This window comes from Fictibacillus phosphorivorans (assembly GCF_023715845.1).
In the GTDB taxonomy this organism is placed as follows: domain Bacteria; phylum Bacillota; class Bacilli; order Bacillales; family Fictibacillaceae; genus Fictibacillus; species Fictibacillus phosphorivorans_D.
Genome location: NZ_JAMBOR010000002.1, coordinates 76,109 through 96,160 on the forward strand (window position 1 = coordinate 76,109; position 20,052 = coordinate 96,160).

Genomic DNA, 20,052 nt, shown 5'->3' on the forward strand with positions numbered 1-20,052 from the left:
CACCTTCTTTATGAAATTAAAGCAAGTTTAACTTGATCAAACTTTCTGCAATCTGTACTGAATTGTATGCAGCACCTTTTAATAGATTATCTGACACAACCCACATATGATAAGCGTTATCACGATCTAGATCTTTACGAATACGTCCAACAAAAACATCAGGTAATCCTGCTGCTAGGGAAGGCATCGGATAGATCTGTTCTTCCGGCTGATCCTGTAAAGTTATACCAGGAGCAGACTTTAGTACTTCTTTAATCTCTTCTACAGTTGGATTACCATTTTCGAACTCAGCATATAGGGATTCAGAGTGCCCGGTTTCAACTGGCAGACGCACGCAAGTTGCAGCAATCTCCAAGTTTTCTAAGTGCATGATTTTCTTTGTTTCATTCATCATTTTTAATTCTTCAAATGTATAACCGTTCTCTTCAAACTTATCAATCTGAGGAACTGCGTTAAACGCGATTTGATAATGCTTTTTATCTGAAGCACAAGGCATGATCGAAGCTTCGAAAGGCTCGTCGTTTAAAATCGCTTTAGATTGCTCTTTTAATTCTTCAACTGCTTTGGCACCCGCTCCTGAAACGGCTTGATAAGTAGAGACGATTACCTTTTTTAAACCATATTTTTCGTGAAGTGGCTGAAGTGCAACTACCATTTGAATAGTAGAGCAATTTGGATTCGCAATAATTCCATTATGTTTCAATAAATCTTGTTCATTAACTTCAGGTACAACCAAAGGCACATTTGGATCCATCCGGAAGGCGCTCGTATTATCCACAACAATTGCACCCCTCTTTACTGCCTCATGAGCTAGTGCTTTAGAAACGGATCCTCCAGCGGAAAATAATGCAAGGTCAACTCCTTCAAAAGCTTCAGGTGTTGCTTCCTGTATCGTATGGGATTCCCCTTTATATGTGATGACCTGTCCTGCAGACCTTTTACTAGCAAGAAGGGATAACTTACCGATCGGAAAGTTCTTTTCAATTAAAGTGTTTAACATTTGCTGGCCGACTGCTCCAGTCGCACCTACTACTGCTACGTGGTATGATTTTTGACTCATCTTTTATTGACTCCTTTATCGTTTAAGGTAAGCAAGCTACAACAGAAGGAGAAACACAATTGTATGGTTTCTCCCTGTTAATCCATATAATTTATCATATTTTATCATAAACTGCTCGGTTATGAACGGATTTTCTTCTGTTGTTTCAATCTATCATTCTTAGAACTGGCTGAAGCTGCTTACCTTGCAGAGCGTGTTCAATTGTTTCAACTAATGTATCCATATGCGCAACCAATGAATTTTGTTTTCTAACGGGATCATCTTGGCTGAATGGAATGAAGTAAATATTTTTAGTTGCCATAAGTCTCATTATGTTAATACCATTTAAACCTAGACCATCATTAGTTGAAATTCCAAGTACGACTGGCTTCTGATTTCTTAGTGTCGCTTTAGCTCCCATTAGTACGGGCGAATCAGTCATCGCATTGGCAAATTTACTGATGGAGTTTCCTGTAAGAGGAGCGATAACCATACAATCCAATGGAGTCCTTGGTCCGAATGGTTCTGCTTTTACAATAGAATCTACAGGTTCATTGCCTGTAATCTCTTTAATTTTTTCCACCCACTCTCCCTCAGTTCCAAAACGTGTACTAGTATGCATCACCGTATGCGTGAAAAAAGGCGTCACTTTTGCACCAAGGTCAACAAGTTTTTGGATCTGAGGAAAAACTGCGTCATATGTGCAATGTGAACCGGTCAATCCAAAGCCGATATGCTTCCCATTAAAATCCATGAAAAACTACCCCTTTCGCTTATAAAATTCATTGATTAACAGCTGCGAAAGAACATTAGCAACAATTTTCCCTGCTGTTTTAGGAGCTACTATTCCAGGCAACCCCGGAGCTAATAAAGCTTTAATCCCCCGTTTTTCTGCGTAACGGAAATCTGTACCCCCCGGCTTCGAAGCCAAATCAACAATTAACGTGTGTGACGGGAATTTTGAGATGACGTCAGCATTTACGATCTGTGAAGGAATGGTGTTGATACACACATCTGTTTCGTAAACTTCATTTTTTAGATCGTCTAGATGAAAAGGAGTCATTCCCATTTCTGAAATCCTCGCCATATGCTCTGATCTTCTAGCTCCTACCTTTACACGTGCTCCAAGAGCTTGAAAAGTTCTTGCTACACTCATACCAATACGACCGAATCCCAGGACAACCGTGTTTGATTGATGAATCGTTATATCGGTATGTTGAATTACCATCATAATCGTACCTTCAACTGTAGGTATGCTGTTATATATGGCAACATCGTCTCTTTCGAATAATTTTGTAAGCTTTCGATTGCTGTTGGCAGTGATCGTATCAAGATAAGAATTGCTAATTCCTGAAAAAATCTGGCAGTGACTCTTTGTTTTTTTCAGCATTTCTTCTGTTAATACAATTTTTCGATTAGAAAAGATCGTATCAATCTCACCCTGCAGCCCCGTTCCACTTACAGGCAATATAATACTGTCTAACTTTGAGAAATCGACTTCATCTATATCCATCTTTGAGGCACCAGTAAAACCATGATCAAGCTGGTCATAGCCAATAAGTGTAAGTACCGCGTCTAGTTCTGTTAACTTCCTGATTACTTCTAGCTGCCTCGCATCGCCGCCTAATACAGCGATCTGCAAATCCGTTAACATTCTTTCTCCCCTTTCTCCGTTGTTCCTTACTGCAGGGGAATTGCTATCCACGTTCATCATAGTATGAACGAAGCGCCTATCTGGTTACTCAATACCCCACTTTACAACGGCATTACTTATTTATCATTAAGGTCACAATTTATAGTCTTCATGAACTATTGGTATCAATCAACATCATTATATTCACTATTAACGGCCTTGTTTGGGGCATTGGAGAAACGCAAAGCCCATTTTTGAACTTAAAAAAACTTGCCTTTGAAAGTGTTTATTAGAGCTATAAGGAAGTTGTTGATTTCAGCTACTTTATAAATGTTTACAAACGTTTTTTCATTTTTAAATGTTTTACTTTCAATATCAGTTGATTAGAGCGCAAAGCGGCAGGAGGCTCACCGCACGCCCCGCGGAAAGAGAGCAACCTGGAGAGGAAATCAACTACTACCTAAAGCAACAAAGCATTCCATAACATTCTAGTTATAGGAACTACAAAAATAAAAAAATCCGGAATAAATCCCGGATTTTAACATGTCATCATTTTTTTATTGCAATCCTTTTGGAAGTTCTCCTGATGGACTGACTAGTGATGCTGAACAACCTTCATTAAATATAGAATGAATCAGCTTGTTTACATCTTCTTTTGAAACTTGATCGATAGATTCAACCATATCATCTAAAGTACGATGATAGCCTAAGATTAATTCATGCTTACCATTTCTGCTCATGCGGCTGTTTGTGCTCTCTAGGCTAAGCATCAAGTTCCCTTTTATTTGCTCTTTGGAATTTTTTAATTCTTTGTCTGTGATTCCGTTTTCGTTTAAATCCTCCAAGATATTCGTAATGGTATCATACAACTCATCGAGCTGATTAGGTGCAGTTCCGCCATAGATCGTAAAGATTCCGTTATCCTGAAACGCCGAATGATAGGAAAAGACAGAGTAAGCAAGTCCTTTTTGTTCTCTTACTTCCTGAAAAAGACGGCTAGACATGCTAGAGCCAAAAATATTATTAAGGATGATCAAGCTATAGCTTCGTTTGTCCTTCAGAGAAAGACCCGGAAAACCTAAACATAGATGAGCTTGTTCTGTTTCTTTCTTACGTGCCAATTTTTCCGGATGGAATACCGGAGAATTTGTTTCTGCTTTCGTTATAGAACTTGGCTTGTAGCCTCCGAAATACTTTTCTACTTCTTGAGTAAAGGATTCATCAATATTTCCAGCTATTGAAATAACAACTTCTTCAGGAACATAATGTGTATTCATATAATCACGCAGTGTGTTCCCGTTAAATGTATGAAGGGTTTCCTCTGTACCTAAGATCGGAAAACCGAGTTCATGATTTTGAAAGCTTGCTCGGCTAAGCATGTCATGAACGATATCATCAGGTGTATCTTCATACATTTTTATCTCTTCTAGTACAACATTTTTTTCTTTTAATAATTCACCTTCATCAAATGTTGAGTTAAAGAACATGTCAGCTAATACTTCCAATGCATATGGAGCATGTGTATCAAGAACTTTTGCATAATAACATGTGTATTCTTTCGAAGTAAAAGCATTTACTTGACCACCGATGCTGTCAAACGATTCCGCTATCTCTCTTGCCGTTCTTGTTTTTGTACCTTTGAAAAACATGTGCTCCAAAAAGTGAGAGATACCGTTATTTTTTGTGTTTTCAAACCTGGATCCTGTTCCAATCCATACCCCTATCGCTACCGAGCGTACAGTAGGAATGTTCTCCAAAACGACGCGAACGCCGTTAGAACATATATGTTTTTTAATCAAACTTGTTTCCCCCTAGCTGTCAAATCTGCCACTACTAATCATAGGAACAATATACCATTATCATAACTCCTGCACAACTTTACTTGATTGGTTTTGGAAGTAATCGCTTCTCATCCATGAGCTCTGTTACAGTACCAATACTGAGCCCCTTGGCTTTGATACCTTTTATGAGTTTATCTAAACCCGAGGCTGTTGACGCTGTTGGGTGCATAAGGACCATGGCTCCCGGATGTACCTTATTCAGAACTCTTTCTACCATCTCATCCGGATTTGGATTTCTCCAGTCTACGGTATCGACAGACCAAAGTATGGTTTTCATATTAAGATCATCCGCGATCTTTACGACATCAGTACGGTAGCTTCCACTTGGCGGTGCAAACCATTTTGGCTTTTTATCCAGTGTGGCATGAATCACTTCATTGGTTTGTTTCAATTCTTCGGTAATCCTCGTATTCGTCATTTTCTTCAAATCTGGATGGGAATATGCATGGTTACCGATTTCATGATCCTCTTCCGCAATCATTTTTGCTAAAGAAGGATTCTTTTTTACCCATGAACCATCTAAAAAGAAAGTGGAACGAACATTATTCTTTTTCATCGTTTGCAAGATTCCGGGCAGATGTTCATTACCCCAAGCAACATTTACAAGAAGGGTTACCATAGGTTTTTCAGGATTACCTCGATAGATGGGAGATGCAGGCAAATCATCTAAATGAACAGTCGGCTCGATCTGTTTGACTACTAATTTTTTTTCATCGAATTTATCTATTTTTTTCATTGCCTTAAATGATTCTTCCATATCTACAACTAGTCCATTATAGCCGGGAGTGGCTTTCCAAACAGGATCAATCTGCGCATTTTGAGGCGGTTTATTCAATTGTTTCGCTTTCTCTTTTATCTGTGCATAGATTGAGTTTGATTTCATTTGTGAAACGGCTGTACTCTGCGCCTTAATACTTTCGATATATGTGCTTGTAAATGGGTTATGCACCGAAATAACAGTTGCCGTGATGATTAAGATGATGACGGACCAGTGAAGAATTGATTTTTTCACATTACTCCCCTCCCTGTAACCAAGTTATGTACAACCTGTACAAGTTAGAACGTGATTGGAATAATATGACCGCATTGAAAAAAGCCAGCTCTTGTTAAAGGCTGGCTTTTACAGAAATAAAATTAAACATTCTGCTGCTGTTCTTTTTTTGCTTTTTCTTCTTTCAGTACTACCTTGCGTGATAAGTTTACTCGTCCCTGGTTATCGATCTCCATAACTTTTACAAGGATTTCGTCACCCAGTTTAACCACGTCTTCTACTTTACCTACACGTTCTTCTGCCAGCTCGGAAATATGAACCAATCCATCTTTGCCGCTGAACAATTCAACGAAAGCTCCGAATTTTTCAATCCGTTTTACTTTCCCCATATAGTATTCGCCAACTTGAACTTCTCTTACGATATCTTCAATAAGCTTTTTCGCTTTATTGTTCATCGGCTCATCTGTAGAAGCAATAAAGATCGTACCGTCTTGTTCGATGTCGATCTTAACGCCTGTTTCTTCAATGATTTTATTAATGATTTTCCCGCTTGGCCCGATTACATCCCGGATTTTGTCAGGGTTAATCTTCATTGTTAAGATCTTAGGCGCATATTGTGATAAATGTGTGCGAGACTCAGAAAGCGTAGAAAGCATAGATTCTAAGATGATCATACGGCCTTCTTTTGCTTGTGTAAGTGCTTCTTGAAGAATCTCACGGTTAATACCTGAAATTTTAATATCCATTTGCAGAGCAGTGATACCGTTTGGTGTACCTGCTACTTTAAAGTCCATGTCTCCTAGGTGATCTTCCATACCTTGAATATCTGTTAGAACAGTAACATCTTCACCATCTGAAATCAGACCCATCGCAATACCTGCAACTGGTGACTTGATTGGTACACCAGCATCCATTAGTGCCAAAGTACTTGCACAAATGCTTGCTTGAGAAGTAGAGCCGTTAGATTCAAGTACTTCAGAAACTAATCGAATCGTGTACGGGAATTCTTCTTCATTAGGAATTACTTGTTCTAAAGCACGTTCACCCAGTGCACCATGACCGATTTCACGTCTTCCTGGTCCACGCATAAAGCCCGTTTCACCAACACTGAATGGAGGGAAATTATATTGATGCATAAAACGCTTAGATTCTTCTACACCTAGTCCGTCTAGAACCTGCACATCACCTAAAGCACCTAATGTACAAATGCTTAATGCTTGTGTCTGTCCTCGCGTAAACAGACCAGAACCATGTGTTCTAGCTAAAACTCCTACACTAGAAGAAAGCTTGCGAATTTCATCCGTTTTTCTTCCATCCGGACGAATTTTCTCTTTCAAGATTAAGCGTCTCACTTCTTCTTTAATAAGCTTATGTAGAATCTCTTTAGCTTCATTAGCTTTTTCTTCATCTTCTTCATAACGCGTCGCAAGATTTGCACCAATTGCATCAAGTGCTTCTTGACGTGCATGTTTTTCGATAACTTTTACAGCTTCTTTTACATCATTGCCGACAAAATCGCGAACCTCTTGTTCAAGATCTTTATCCAGTTCATGAAGAACAACTTCCATTTTTTCCTTTCCGATTTCAGAAACAATTTCTTCTTGGAATGCAATTAATTTTTTGATCTCTTCATGTCCGAACATGATCGCTTCAAGCATTGTTTCCTCAGAAACTTCTTCTGCTCCAGCTTCAACCATGTTAATCGCGTGTTTGGTCCCTGCTACGATAAGTTGAATATCACTTTTCTCGTTCTGTTCAACAGTCGGGTTGATTACAAATTCTCCATCAACTCGTCCAACAGTAACCCCTGCGATTGGTCCTTCAAAAGGAATATCGGAAATAGACAATGCAAGAGATGATCCGATCATTGCTGCCATTTCAGAAGAACAATTTTGATCAACACTCATTACGGTGCTGACAACTTGTACTTCGTTACGGAAACCTTCGGCGAACAAAGGACGAATCGGTCGGTCGATTAAGCGGCTTGCCAAAACAGCTTTTTCACTCGGACGGCCTTCACGTTTAATAAATCCTCCAGGGATCTTACCAACTGCATATAAACGTTCTTCATAGTTTACTGTCAAAGGGAAAAAACTTAAATTTTTAGGCTGCTTTGAAGCAACAGCAGTTGAAAGTACTGCAGTATCACCATATCTGACCATAACAGCACCATTTGCTTGTTTTGCTAATTCTCCAATTTCGAACGTAAGCGTTCTGCCCGCCCAGTCCATGGTAAAAGTTCGTTTTTGTTGATCCATTATACTTGGTACTCCTCTCAACACTTAAAAAATCCTAGTATTTTATGGTTCTATTATATCCTAACGTAGTCCTTCCTAAAAAGAAAAACTTAAAGAATTTAGTAACCGTTATAAAATATTCCTGGTGCGTCTATTTTCGTATTGCTTGCAATAAAAAAAGCGGGATTAAATCCCGCTTTTGTTGGATTAACGACGTAATCCTAGTCTTCCGATCAATTCGCGGTAACGCGTGATGTCCTTGTTACGTAGGTACGTTAACAAGTTACGGCGCTTACCAACCATTTTTAATAGACCACGACGTGAGTGGTGATCTTTCTTGTGTGTACGCAAGTGATCATTCAACTCATTAATTTGTTCTGTAAGGATAGCGATTTGAACTTCTGGAGATCCAGTGTCCGTATCATGTACCTTATACTCGTTGATTAGTTCGTTTTTACGCTCTTGAGTAATAGCCATCCTTTTCACCTCCTTAATATTAGAAACACCTATTACCGAGCAAGCGTCGGTGACTCGACTTGCCAAGCAATGGTTATTTTGCACATTAAAAATGTACATGTATTAGCATAGCTTGTTTAAGAGATAAATGCAAGTTTTTTTAACACATTGACTGGATGATGGATAAGGTCTCATTCTTATCTGTTTTTAGCTGTTCAATTAATTCTTCGATTGAACTAAACTTCTTCTCATCCCTGATCCTTTTTAGCCAAGTAACACTTATAGTTTTCCCATAAATCTCTTTGTGGAAATTAAAAAGGTGAACTTCCAAAGACGGCCTTTTTTGGTCATCCTTAAAAGTCGGTTTGTATCCTACATTAGCCATGGCAAAATACTTTTCACCATCAATACCAACTTCAACAGCGTATACTCCCACTTTTGGAAGGGTATAGACATCCGTTTCTAGATTGGCTGTAGGAAAGCCGATGGTACGGCCACGTTTATCACCGTGTACGACTGTCCCGTTAAGTTTATATCTTCTGCCCAGGTAATGAACGATGTTCTCGACATGCCCCTCTCGAAGGCATTGGCGAATGAGGGTAGAACTAATTTTTTGACCGTTTTCTTCGATCTTCTCGATTACCGTTTGGCCGAAATTACCTTCAGCTTCATGAACCAAGGTCTCTACGTTCCCTTTTCCATATTGGCCATATGTAAAGTCGAAACCAGTCACTACATGCTTTGCGTTCAAACCGATAATATATTGATCAACAAATTGCTTTGTTGAAAGTGAAGCAAAATCAGCATCAAATTTTACAAGATAAAAGCGTTTGACACCCATGCTTTCTAAAATCTTTTTCTTTTCCTCAAGCGGAGTAATATACGTCCACGTTTCATCGGCTTTACCTAATATAACTGACGGATGCGGATGAAAGCTCATAACTGCAGGGATGGCTCCGTTTTTTTCTGCAAGTTCAACAGCAGTGCGGATCACACGCTGATGGCCGATATGAATACCGTCAAAATACCCTAATGCTAAGATAACTGGCGGGGTATTTTCTTTTTCATAATGATGAGGATGATTAATGACGATCGTTTCCAAAAACTCACCTACTAACCTGTTTCGTTATTCAATGGCTAACACTTTTGCTGGTTTTATCAAACCAGGTTTAGAAGGATGCAACTGATAGATGGCTAGACATTTTCCTTCTTCATTATATACACCAAACGGACTTTGTTCCAACTCTTTTGGTTTTGGCAGCACTGATCCATTTCTAACTTGAGCCTCAGTTGCTTCATCGACCGTCCATTTTGGAAAATGCGCGATTCCTTTCTCAAGGGGAAATAAGAAATTTTCCAAAGCTGACTCTGTGTTTTCTAGCTCTTCGAATGTAACACAGTCCCTTAGGGAAAAAGGACCTGAAGCCGTTCTGATCAGAGAAGACATATGAGCTGGATAACCTAACTTCTCACCAATCGTGACAGCGAGAGTACGTACGTATGTGCCTTTTGAACATTTAACTCTAAACGAAAATACAGGATTTTCTTTTTGTAAAACTTTTTCCTCGTTTAACAGTTCAAGTTCATAGATTGTTACTTTTCGTTTTGGCCTCTCAACTTGAAGTCCCTGTCTTGCGTATTCATATAGTTTTTTACCGTTGACTTTAACTGCAGAATACATAGGAGGAATTTGTTCGATCTCGCCTGTGAGAGACTGCAGGATTTCTCTTATTTTACTAACGTCTATATCTTCATCAACTTGTTTTTCCATGACTTTTTCGCCATGGGCGTCTTCTGTCTCTGTAGAGAAGCCCAGTGTAACCTCTCCTATGTATTCCTTGCCATAGTCAGACATATATTCGGCAATTTTTGTTGCTCTGCCAATACAGATAGGCAGCACTCCTGTAACTTCCGGGTCCAGCGTTCCTGTATGTCCTACCTTTTTGGTTGAAAAGATCCTGCGTATTTTTCCGACGCAGTCATGTGATGTCATTCCGGCAGGTTTTTTAAGTGCTAAAATGCCTTGCCTAACAGTCATATCCATTCTCCTTTAACATATCTGCATTTAAGCAAAAAATGGATAGACAATTTATGTAATTGCCTATCCATTTGCTATTATGGTTTCGGATGATCTTCGTTTTCTTCGCTGTCTTCGTCTTCACGCTTGATCTCAGTTAGAAGACTTTCGATCTTGCTTCCATAGTTTAAGGATTCATCAAATTTAAAGAAGATATCCGGAGTTTTTCGCATGCGAATACGTTTTCCAATCTCAGTTCTGATAAAACCAGTAGCTTTAGCAAGACTGCGCAAAGTCTGTTCTTTTTGTTCACTGTCGCCAAAAACAGATACGTAAACAGTCGCTTGCTGCAAGTCACCAGTTACATCAACCGCCGTAACAGTTACAAAACCAACGCGGGGATCTTTAAGTTTTCGGCCAATAATATCAGTCAGCTCTTTTTTCATCTGTTCCCCAACACGGTTGGAACGGATTGTGCCCATATTTATACACCCCGTTTCTTGCCACTTGCCTTATAGCCACTCCACTTTAGAATTGGTTACTTCCAATTCAGTAATAGATGTAATCATTGCAAGTGCTCTTTGCAATTCTTTTTCTGCTATTATTTTGTCCGAAGAAACGGTTACCATACTTATCTCAGCACGTTGCCATAAATCCTGAAATCCAGTTTCAGATACAGCAAGATTAAAGCGTTGCCGAAGTCTGTTAACCGTTTTTTGAACAACTGAACGCTTATCTTTTAACGACTGTGCTTCATATATAAAAAACTCAACCGTTAATAATCCAATCATTTTACTTTAATTTCTTCCATAATATAAGCTTCAATGATATCGCCTTCTTTGATGTCATTGAACTTTTCAAGAGTAATACCACATTCGTATCCAGCTGCTACTTCTTTTGCATCATCTTTGAAACGTTTAAGCGCATCAATTTTCCCTTCATAGATAACTACGCCATCACGAATTAAACGAACTGTAGAATCTCTCGTAATTTTACCTTCAGTCACATAACATCCGGCAATCGTACCAACTTTTGATACTTTAAAGGTAGTTCTTACTTCAACTTGACCGATAACTTTTTCTTCGAATTCAGGGTCGAGCATACCTTTCATCGCTGATTCAATCTCTTCAATCACATTGTAGATGATGCGGTGAAGACGAACATCAACCTTCTCTGCATCAGCAGTACGTTTCGCACCTGCATCCGGACGAACGTTAAAACCAATTACGATTGCATTTGAAGCAGATGCTAGCATGATATCGTATTCGTTGATCGCTCCAACACCGGAGTGGATGATTTTAACTTTGACACCTTCAACATCGATCTTTTGAAGGGAGCTTGCAAGGGCTTCAACAGAACCTTGAACATCACCTTTAATGATGACGTTGATATCTTTAATCTCACCTTCTTTAATCTGGTTAAAGAGGTCATCAAGATTAAGCTTAGAAGATTCTTTACGTTGAGCATCCTGTTGTTTCTTGAAACGTGCTTCCCCAACTTGGCGAGCTTTTTTCTCATCAGCGAATACCATGAACGGATCTCCGGCTTGCGGAACGTCATTTAATCCCGTAATTTCAACAGGAGTAGATGGTCCGACAGACTTCACTCGGCGGCCAAGGTCATTTACCATCGCACGGACACGGCCATACGTGTGTCCTACAACGATAGGATCCCCAACGTTTAAAGTACCTGATTGTACGAGAAGGGTTGCAACTGAACCGCGACCTTTGTCTAGTTGTGCTTCGATTACAGTCCCAAAAGCTGTTCGGTTAGGGTTAGCTTTTAATTCTTCAACTTCTGAAACAAGGTTGATCATTTCAAGAAGGTCATCGATTCCTTCACCTTTAATCGCTGAAACGTTAACAAAGATTGTATCTCCGCCCCATGCTTCAGAAACGAGACCATGTTCCGTAAGTTCCTGCATAACTCTGTCTGGGTTAGCAGCCTCTTTATCCATCTTGTTTACAGCAACGATAATCGGTACACCAGCAGCTTTTGCGTGGTTGATCGCTTCTACTGTTTGCGGCATTACACCATCATCAGCAGCAACAACAAGAATCGTAATATCGGTTACTTGAGCACCCCGTGCACGCATCGTTGTAAATGCAGCATGCCCTGGAGTATCAAGGAACGTAATTTTCTTTCCGTTGTTTGTAATCTGGTATGCACCGATATGCTGTGTGATTCCACCAGCTTCTCCTGCAGTAACTTTCGTGTTACGAATAGCGTCAAGAAGCGTCGTTTTACCATGGTCAACGTGTCCCATAATCGTTACAACTGGTGGACGTACTTCCATATCTTTTTCGTCATCAACGACTTGGTAGTTTTCGAATTCTGTTTCATCAACGATGATTTCTTCTTCCACTTCGACATCATAATCAGCTGCGATTAGTTCAATTGCTTCTTTATCAAGCTCTTGATTGATTGTCGCCATGATGCCCAGACCCATTAATTTCTTAATGATCTCAGAAGTATCTTTATTTAATTTTTTCGCTAGTTCACCTACTTGAAGTGATTCTGTAAAAGTGATCTTGCTTGGCGTTTCAAGAACCTTCTTTTGAGCGGATTGCTGCTGGTTGCCTCCGCCTCTGTTTTGTTTATTTCTATTTTGATTCTTGTTGTTATTATTTCGGTTATTGTTGTTTCTGTTGTTATTTTGGTTACGGTTGTTGTTGTTTTTAGAATTGTTGTTCTTTGAAGCATTTTGGTTATTAGAATTACCAGGCTTTGAGCCTTGCGTTTGCGGACTTTTTGACTGTGATGAATTACGATTTTCTGTCTCTTTTTTTATTTTCATATTACTCTCTTTTTGAACTTCCTTTTTATTAGATTTGGTGTCGTTACCAGAGTTGTTTCTATTCTTATCTGTTTTAGGGAGTTGATTTTGTTTTTTTGGTTTTGCAGGCTGGTCATTTTGAGCTTTTGTACGATAAGCTTCATCGAGCTTTGTTAAAGCAGCCTGGTCGATCATAGACATATGATTCGCCACATGAACATCCATTGTTTTTAGCTTCTCGATAATGTCTTTACTTTGAACATTTTTCTGTTTCGCATATTCGTATACGCGTATTTTACTCATATGTTCACCCCCGTGTTAGTGATCAAGAAGTTCCTTTAAACGCTTTGAAAACCCTTGATCATTGACAGCAACTACAACACGCTGTTCTTTTCCGATTGCTTTGCCTAAAACATTTCGATCTTCTATCCAAAAATAATCGATTTTATAGAAAAGGCACTTATCTGTAACTTTTTTCTTTGTGTTCTCAGAAGCATCTTTTGATAATAAAACGATTTTTGCATTCTGTTTTTGTATACTTTTTACTACGAGCTCTTCACCAGAGATGACTTTTCCAGCCCGAGCTGCTATTCCAAGAAAGTTTTCCCACCGGCTATTTTTCAAGATGTATGACTTCCTTTTTCAAGCTCTTCGTATAATTCAGCCGGAACTTTTGACTTCAGGTGAGTGTCTAATATCTTTTTCTTTTTTGCTTGTTCCACACAAGCGGCTTCATGACAAAGATAAGCTCCTCTTCCGGACTTTTTACCGGTTGAGTCGACAAAAACTTCCCCTTCAGGTGAGCGGACAATACGTGTTAGTTCTTTTTTCGCCTTCATCTCTTGACAGGCTACGCATTTTCTCATTGGAATCTTGCGGGTTTTCATTGTCTCCACCTCGTCTTCTCTTACTCTTCATCCTCGACAGAATCGTTATAGAAAGAATCATCTTCTGCAGTGTCAGGGTTATAGACGCCTGATTCTATTGCTTCTGATTCACTCTTAATATCAATCTTCCAGCCTGTTAACTTGGCAGCAAGACGTGCATTTTGACCGCGTTTACCGATTGCGAGTGATAGCTGATAATCTGGTACGATCACAGTTGTCATCTTATCTTCTTCGTTCACTTGTACTTCAAGAACTTTCGCAGGACTTAAAGAATTAGCAACGTATACGACAGGATCTTCACTCCAGCGGACAATATCGATTTTTTCACCGTTAAGTTCATTAACAATTGTTTGCACACGTGCACCTTTTTGCCCAACACATGAGCCAACAGGATCAACATCTGGATCTGCCGCATGTACAGCAATCTTAGAACGATCTCCCGCTTCACGAGCGATTGATTTAATCTCAACTGTACCATCATAAATCTCTGGAACTTCAAGTTCGAACAAACGTTTTAATAGCCCAGGATGAGTACGTGAAACTAAAATTTGTGGCCCTTTAGTCGTTTTCTCAACTTTAGTGATATACACCTTGATACGGTCGTTCGTAGTGTGTGTCTCACCAGGCATCTGTTCTGCAGCAGGCAATAATGCTTCAACACGACCAAGACTTACATACATGTAGCGATGGTCCTGACGTTGAACGATACCTGTAATAATATCTTCTTCACGATCGATAAACTCAGAGAAGATGATTCCACGTTCCGCTTCACGGACACGCTGTGTAACAACCTGTTTTGCTGTTTGTGCAGCGATTCTCCCAAAATCTTTTGGTGTTACTTCTTCTTCTACTACATCATCGATCTCATAACCTGGATTAATCGCTTGTGCTTCTGCAAGTGAAATCTCCTGACGATCGTCTTCGACCTCAGCGACTACATTTTTTCTAGAAAACACACGGATACTGCCTGTTTCTCTGTTGAAATCAACACGAACATTTTGTGCTTGATGAAAATTGCGTTTATACGCTGAAATAAGGGCTGCTTCGATCGCTTCAATAATAACTTCTTTGCTGATCCCTTTTTCTTTTTCCAATAATGTAAGTGCATCCAAAAGCTCGGTACTCATTTTTTTACTCCCCTCTTCATTAAAAAACAACCGCAAGACGGGCATTTGCCACTTTTTGATACGGCAACTCTACCTTTTTGACTTGGGTTTTGACTTTAATCTCCATAAACAGCGTTTCACCATCAAAGTCTTTTAAAAGTCCTTCATATACTTTTTCACCATTAATTGGCTCATAAAGCTTAATGTTTACGTTTTTGCCAATTGCATTTTTAACATCTTCAGGTTTTTTAAGTGGTCTTTCTACTCCTGGAGAAGATACTTCTAAAAAGTAGGGCTGTTCAATCGGATCTAGTTCATCTAGTTTTTCACTTAACTGTTCACTGACTGTTCCGCATTCTTCGATATCAACACCGCTGGTTGAGTCGATATAAACACGGAGGAACCAGTTTTTACCCTCTTTAACAAATTCAACGTCAACAAGTTCAAGTCCTAGTTTTTCAACGATTGGGGTTACAAGCTCAGTCGTGAGCTCTGTAATCTTCTGACTCATTGCTGCCCTCCTTCTGGCTGAATGACCTTAAAACGTAACGAAAGAGTGGGGAGCCCCACTCTTTCGCCGACAGTTATTCATTCAACAGTATTTCCAAAAATACTATACCATAACCAATAAAATACTGCAACTTTCTTCCTGCTCGAACCCTTGTCTTAGAAGAGTGAAAGCTGATTTGCATCAGGCAGTCCTTCCAGGCATCCCTGATCATCTAAATACTCAATAATTGTCTTTGATAATTTCGCCCGCTGCTGAAGATCCTCTTTTGAAAGGAACTCTCCATCTTCTCTTGCTTTTACAATATTTAATGCAGCGTTTGTTCCAAGTCCTGCGATGGAATTGAAAGGTGGAATCAATGTATCTCCTTCTACTAGGAAATCAGTAGCACTTGATCGATATAAGTCTATCTTTTGGAAGGATAGTCCTCTTTCACACATCTCAAGTGCAAGTTCCAGTACGGTCTGCAAGTTCTTTTCTTTCGTTGAAGCATCAAGACCTTTTGCTGAGATCTCTTCAATCCTTGCCCGAAGAGCTTTTGAACCACGAATCATAGAGTCAATGTCGAAATCATCCGCTCTTACCGTAAAGTATGCGGCATAGAACCAGATTGGATAATGTACTTTAAAATAAGCGATCCGGACAGCCATTAATACATAAGCTGCAGCATGGGCTTTTGGGAACATATATTTGATCTTCAAACATGAACCGATATACCAGTCAGGTATATCGTTCTTTTTCATTTCTTCGATCCATTCATCAGGAAGACCTTTACCTTTACGTACACTCTCCATAATTTTAAAAGCAAGTGAAGGCTCTAGTCCTTTATAGATCAGATAAACCATGATATCGTCACGGCAGCCGATAACATCTTTTAGAACACATGTGCCATTTGCGATAAGTTCGTTCGCATTATTCAGCCAAACATCCGTACCATGTGACAATCCAGAAATCTGAACAAGTTCTGAGAAGGTACTTGGTTTTGTTTCTTCTAACATCTGTCTTACAAACTTCGTCCCGAATTCAGGTATACCTAGTGTTCCTGTTTTGCACATGATCTGTTCCTCGGTTACTCCGAGCACTTCAGGTCCTGAGAAGATTTTCATAACTTCAGGATCTGAAGCTGGAATCGTCTTAGGGTCAATTCCGCTTAGATCTTGCAGCATACGGATAACTGTCGGATCATCGTGTCCTAGGATATCGAGCTTGAGCAAGTTATCATGGATAGAATGGAAATCAAAATGTGTGGTCTTCCATTCAGATGAACTATCATCTGCAGGGAACTGAACCGGACAAAAATCATAAATATCCATATAATCCGGTACTACAATGATACCGCCCGGATGCTGTCCTGTAGTTCTTTTAACGCCTGTACACCCTGAAACTAAACGGTCTACTTCAGCTGATCGGATCGTGAGGTTATTATCATTTGCATAGCCTTTTACATAACCATATGCAGTTTTTTCCGCAACCGTTCCAATCGTACCTGCACGGTATACATAATCTTCCCCGAAAAGTTCTTTCGTATAATTATGTGCTCTAGGCTGATATTCTCCTGAAAAGTTCAAGTCGATATCAGGAACTTTATCCCCCTTGAAACCAAGGAATGTCTCAAAAGGAATGTCTTGTCCATCTTTAATGTATAAGACATTACATTTCGGACATTCTTTATCTGGCAGGTCAAACCCTGAACCCACGGAACCATCATTAAAGAAGTGTGACTCTTTGCAGCTTGGGCACACATAGTGCGGCGGCAAAGGATTAACTTCTGTAATTTCAGTCATCGTTGCAACAAATGATGATCCTACTGAACCCCGTGATCCAACAAGGTATCCGTCAATCAATGACTTTTTAACCAGCTTGTGTGAAATTAAGTAGATAACCGCAAAACCATGACCGATGATACTTGTAAGCTCTTTTTCAAGTCTCTTCTCTACAAGTTCCGGCAGATTTTCTCCGTAGATGCTTCGAGCACGGTTATAACTCATTGATCGAACCTCTTCATCTGCTCCCTCGATCTTAGGCGTATAGAGGTCATCTGGAATCGGTTTAATATCAGCAATTGAATCTGCTATCACCCTTGTATTGTGACAGACTACTTTTTCTGCAGCCTCCTCACCTAAAAAGGAAAACAAATTCAGCATTTCATCTGTCGTCCTAAAATGAACTTCAGGAAGTGTCTGTCTGTTAAGCGGGTTCGCTCCGCCTTGGGAAGCGATTAAAATCTTTCTATAAATCGCATCTTCTGGATTAAGGTAATGGACGTTTCCAGTCGCTACTACCGGCTTATCCAACTTCTCACCAAGCTTAACAATGTTTGAGAGAATCTCTCTCAGATTCATCTCATCTGAGACAAGCTCTCTCTCGATCAGATGAAAATAGTTGTTAGGCGGCTGAATTTCTAAGTAATCATAAAAAGAAGCAATCTTTTCAACTTCCTCTATCGGCTTTTGCATCATCCCTTCAAAAACTTCGCCTTTATCACATGCGGATCCTACTAATATGCCTTCCCGAAGTTTACTTAAACGCGAACGCGGAATACGCGGTGTTCGATAGAAATAGGATAGATGAGACTCCGATACTAGTTTATATAAGTTTTTCAATCCCTCTTGAGTAGCTGCGAGCAATGTACAATGGAAAGGACGTGAACGCTGAAAACCACCTTGGCCCATATTATCATTCAGCCTGTCATGATAGTAGATCTCTTTTTCAAAGGTTTCCTTAAGTAGCTTCCATAGAAGATAACCTGTTGCTTCTGCATCATAGATGGCGCGGTGATGCTGTGTAAGTTCGATATCAAATCGTTTACAAAGCGTGTTCAACCTATGGTTCTTTAATTGAGGAAGCAAGAATCGTGCAAGTTCCAATGTATCGATTACAGGGTTCTTTGCTTCTCCTAAACCAATCTTGCGTAAACCTTCATTTAAGAAACCCATATCGAAGCTTGCATTGTGAGCAACGAGGATATCGTCACCCATAAACGTGTGGAAATCACGAAGCACTTCTTCGATCTCTGGTGCATTTTCTACCATATCGTCTGTGATGCCTGTTAATTCAATCGTTGTCTGAGATAGAGGTTCGTGCGGATTAGCAAAGGCTTCAAATCTGTCTATGATCTCTCCGCCCCTGATCTTAACGGCTGCAAGCTCGATAATTTTATTATAAACGGCTGAAAGACCGGTTGTTTCCACGTCAAATACAACATATGTTTCTTCAGAAAGTTTTCTTGGAGCTTCGTTGTATGCAATCGGAACTCCATCATCTACTAGATATGCTTCAAGTCCGTACAAAATTTTGATACCGTTTTTCTTTCCTGCACTATATGCTTCAGGAAAGGACTGCACACCAGCATGATCCGTAATGGCGATCGCAGGGTGTCCCCACTTCTTAGCTTGTCCTACAAGAGCTGCTACAGAAGAGACCGCATCCATCTGACTCATCGGTGTATGCAGATGAAGTTCTACACGTTTTTTATCAGCTTCCGCAAGATCTTCTCTTGTTTTAGGTTTAATCTCATTAATATCGTTTGCGATCATGACAAGATCTCTAACAAACGTATCATTCTGGATGCCGCCGCGAACTTTAAGCCACATTCCCTTTTGGATCCCTTGTAAAATAGGGATATCTTCTTTGTCCCGCGAGAAAATCTTGATTAACAGAGAATCTGTATAATCTGTGATCTTGAAGGTTAGCAATGTTCTTCCACTGCGAAGTTCTCTTGTTTCAGCATGAAATACATATCCCTGAATCGTGATCTTTCGCTCCTCATCTTGTATCGTCTGAATCGGAACTGGTTCGTCCTTGATCGAGTAGCCGATCATGATGTCAGTTCTGGCAGCTGGTGCATCAGCTCTTTTGGACGCTTTTTCCTTTTCTACAAGAGCTTCCATAATCTTATGTTGGTCTTCTTGTTTCTTTTGTTCGATAAACTTTTGATAATCTTCTTCAGAATGGTTGATTTCCGTTTTCAACTGTACAGATTGAAAACCGAACTTCTGGTACATTTCTTTTAAGATTGGAGATAACTTTCGATGTACAAGGGTCTCTTCTGCATCATTTCTTACCTTGAGACACAAAAAATTCCCTTCCGCTGAAGGCTCTTGTGTAGAAAGCATGCTTCCGAGACTTGGGCCTGCTGTACTTATGAGCTGGTCTTTGCATAATGGCCAGTAAGCAAGCAGTTCTTCCGAGTTGAAGCCTTCTGAACATTGAACGGAAAATGTAACTTTTGCGATATGTTCAAATGTTTGCTGTAATCTCGAACTGAACCAAGCATAACTGTTAGATGATAATGGACGTGTTAATCCAATTAAAAAATGCCAGCTTCTATTTGCTTTATCAATTGTCAGTTTTTCAATTGTTCCACCTGAAAAACCTGTTTTCAAATCATCGGGGATTCCAAGTTGTTCTAAAAGAAGCGACAGTCGTTCTTGTCTGATTTGCTGATCATTACCGCTCATAAGAACCTCCTCTTTTAAGGGGTTTAATTCCTTTATAACTTTAAAATTATTCGTAAGTGTAGATCTATTTAATCGATATTTCGTTTAAATAGGAAAGGCAC

17 protein-coding genes are annotated in these 20,052 nt (G+C 39.7%); all 17 read right to left on the bottom strand.

Translation table 11 applies throughout. The annotated features are described in order from the left end of the window. Positions 1-16 precede the first annotated feature (16 nt). The 17 genes from asd to M3206_RS02065 all read right to left on the bottom strand — a co-directional run bounded on the left by asd (position 17) and on the right by M3206_RS02065 (position 19,951). Positions 17-1,060, bottom strand: a complete 1,044-nt coding sequence (gene asd / locus M3206_RS01985) for an aspartate-semialdehyde dehydrogenase (protein ID WP_251310832.1) — start codon at positions 1,058-1,060, stop codon at positions 17-19. 145 nt (positions 1,061-1,205) lie between these two features. Further along, positions 1,206-1,793: a dipicolinate synthase subunit B gene (gene dpaB / locus M3206_RS01990; RefSeq protein WP_251310833.1), complete on the bottom strand. Its 588-nt coding sequence runs from the start codon at positions 1,791-1,793 to the stop codon at positions 1,206-1,208. A gap of 6 nt (positions 1,794-1,799) precedes the next feature. Continuing rightward, positions 1,800-2,693: a dipicolinic acid synthetase subunit A gene (gene dpaA / locus M3206_RS01995; protein WP_251310834.1), complete on the bottom strand. Its 894-nt coding sequence runs from the start codon at positions 2,691-2,693 to the stop codon at positions 1,800-1,802. A gap of 536 nt (positions 2,694-3,229) precedes the next feature. Next, entirely contained in the window at positions 3,230-4,471 is a 1,242-nt protein-coding gene (locus tag M3206_RS02000) for a M16 family metallopeptidase (protein ID WP_251310835.1), read from the bottom strand. Positions 4,472-4,550: 79 nt separating this feature from the next. Beyond that, the gene (locus M3206_RS02005; protein WP_251310836.1) at positions 4,551-5,525 is read right to left on the bottom strand and encodes a polysaccharide deacetylase family protein; all 975 of its coding nucleotides are present in this window, start codon (positions 5,523-5,525) and stop codon (positions 4,551-4,553) included. Between the two features lie 122 nt (positions 5,526-5,647). Beyond that, positions 5,648-7,762 (bottom strand): polyribonucleotide nucleotidyltransferase, encoded by a 2,115-nt coding sequence (pnp, locus tag M3206_RS02010; RefSeq protein WP_251310837.1) that lies wholly within the window; start codon positions 7,760-7,762, stop codon positions 5,648-5,650. Positions 7,763-7,948: 186 nt separating this feature from the next. Then, entirely contained in the window at positions 7,949-8,218 is a 270-nt protein-coding gene (gene rpsO / locus M3206_RS02015; protein ID WP_251310838.1) for a 30S ribosomal protein S15, read from the bottom strand. Positions 8,219-8,357: 139 nt separating this feature from the next. Continuing rightward, positions 8,358-9,299, bottom strand: coding sequence for a bifunctional riboflavin kinase/FAD synthetase (locus M3206_RS02020; protein WP_251310839.1), 942 nt, complete (start codon positions 9,297-9,299; stop codon positions 8,358-8,360). 24 nt (positions 9,300-9,323) lie between these two features. Continuing rightward, positions 9,324-10,241 (bottom strand): tRNA pseudouridine(55) synthase TruB, encoded by a 918-nt coding sequence (truB, locus tag M3206_RS02025; RefSeq protein ID WP_425590694.1) that lies wholly within the window; start codon positions 10,239-10,241, stop codon positions 9,324-9,326. 71 nt (positions 10,242-10,312) lie between these two features. After that, the gene (gene rbfA, locus M3206_RS02030; RefSeq protein WP_251310841.1) at positions 10,313-10,696 is read right to left on the bottom strand and encodes a 30S ribosome-binding factor RbfA; all 384 of its coding nucleotides are present in this window, start codon (positions 10,694-10,696) and stop codon (positions 10,313-10,315) included. 30 nt (positions 10,697-10,726) lie between these two features. Then, positions 10,727-11,005, bottom strand: coding sequence for a DUF503 domain-containing protein (locus M3206_RS02035; RefSeq protein ID WP_251310842.1), 279 nt, complete (start codon positions 11,003-11,005; stop codon positions 10,727-10,729). Then, positions 11,002-13,293: a translation initiation factor IF-2 gene (gene infB / locus M3206_RS02040; RefSeq protein ID WP_251310843.1), complete on the bottom strand. Its 2,292-nt coding sequence runs from the start codon at positions 13,291-13,293 to the stop codon at positions 11,002-11,004. The genes M3206_RS02035 and infB overlap by 4 nt, the downstream gene beginning before the upstream one ends. Positions 13,294-13,308: 15 nt before the next feature. Beyond that, positions 13,309-13,614 (bottom strand): YlxQ family RNA-binding protein, encoded by a 306-nt coding sequence (locus M3206_RS02045; RefSeq protein WP_251310844.1) that lies wholly within the window; start codon positions 13,612-13,614, stop codon positions 13,309-13,311. After that, entirely contained in the window at positions 13,611-13,877 is a 267-nt protein-coding gene (gene rnpM / locus M3206_RS02050; protein ID WP_251310845.1) for an RNase P modulator RnpM, read from the bottom strand. Before rnpM ends, M3206_RS02045 begins: the two co-directional genes overlap by 4 nt. Before the next feature lie 20 nt (positions 13,878-13,897). Next, on the bottom strand, positions 13,898-15,004 hold the full coding sequence (gene nusA / locus M3206_RS02055) for a transcription termination factor NusA (protein WP_251310846.1): 1,107 nt from the start codon (positions 15,002-15,004) through the stop codon (positions 13,898-13,900). Between the two features lie 19 nt (positions 15,005-15,023). After that, on the bottom strand, positions 15,024-15,494 hold the full coding sequence (gene rimP / locus M3206_RS02060; protein WP_251310847.1) for a ribosome maturation factor RimP: 471 nt from the start codon (positions 15,492-15,494) through the stop codon (positions 15,024-15,026). 155 nt (positions 15,495-15,649) lie between these two features. Further along, on the bottom strand, positions 15,650-19,951 hold the full coding sequence (locus M3206_RS02065) for a PolC-type DNA polymerase III (protein ID WP_251310848.1): 4,302 nt from the start codon (positions 19,949-19,951) through the stop codon (positions 15,650-15,652). Positions 19,952-20,052: the final 101 nt, after the last annotated feature.

Excerpts from the sequence above, each read along its gene's own strand:
- asd (WP_251310832.1), bottom strand. The coding sequence starts at position 1,060 with ATGAGTCAAAAATCATACCACGTAGCAGTAGTAGGTGCGACTGGAGCA.
- dpaB (WP_251310833.1), bottom strand. The coding sequence starts at position 1,793 with ATGGATTTTAATGGGAAGCATATCGGCTTTGGATTGACCGGTTCACAT.
- dpaA (WP_251310834.1), bottom strand. The coding sequence starts at position 2,693 with ATGTTAACGGATTTGCAGATCGCTGTATTAGGCGGCGATGCGAGGCAG.
- pnp (WP_251310837.1), bottom strand. The coding sequence starts at position 7,762 with ATGGATCAACAAAAACGAACTTTTACCATGGACTGGGCGGGCAGAACG.
- rpsO (WP_251310838.1), bottom strand. The coding sequence starts at position 8,218 with ATGGCTATTACTCAAGAGCGTAAAAACGAACTAATCAACGAGTATAAG.
- truB (WP_425590694.1), bottom strand. The coding sequence starts at position 10,241 with ATGGATATGACTGTTAGGCAAGGCATTTTAGCACTTAAAAAACCTGCC.
- rbfA (WP_251310841.1), bottom strand. The coding sequence starts at position 10,696 with ATGGGCACAATCCGTTCCAACCGTGTTGGGGAACAGATGAAAAAAGAG.
- M3206_RS02035 (WP_251310842.1), bottom strand. The coding sequence starts at position 11,005 with ATGATTGGATTATTAACGGTTGAGTTTTTTATATATGAAGCACAGTCG.
- infB (WP_251310843.1), bottom strand. The coding sequence starts at position 13,293 with ATGAGTAAAATACGCGTATACGAATATGCGAAACAGAAAAATGTTCAA.
- rnpM (WP_251310845.1), bottom strand. The coding sequence starts at position 13,877 with ATGAAAACCCGCAAGATTCCAATGAGAAAATGCGTAGCCTGTCAAGAG.
- nusA (WP_251310846.1), bottom strand. The coding sequence starts at position 15,004 with ATGAGTACCGAGCTTTTGGATGCACTTACATTATTGGAAAAAGAAAAA.
- rimP (WP_251310847.1), bottom strand. The coding sequence starts at position 15,494 with ATGAGTCAGAAGATTACAGAGCTCACGACTGAGCTTGTAACCCCAATC.
- M3206_RS02065 (WP_251310848.1), bottom strand. The coding sequence starts at position 19,951 with ATGAGCGGTAATGATCAGCAAATCAGACAAGAACGACTGTCGCTTCTT.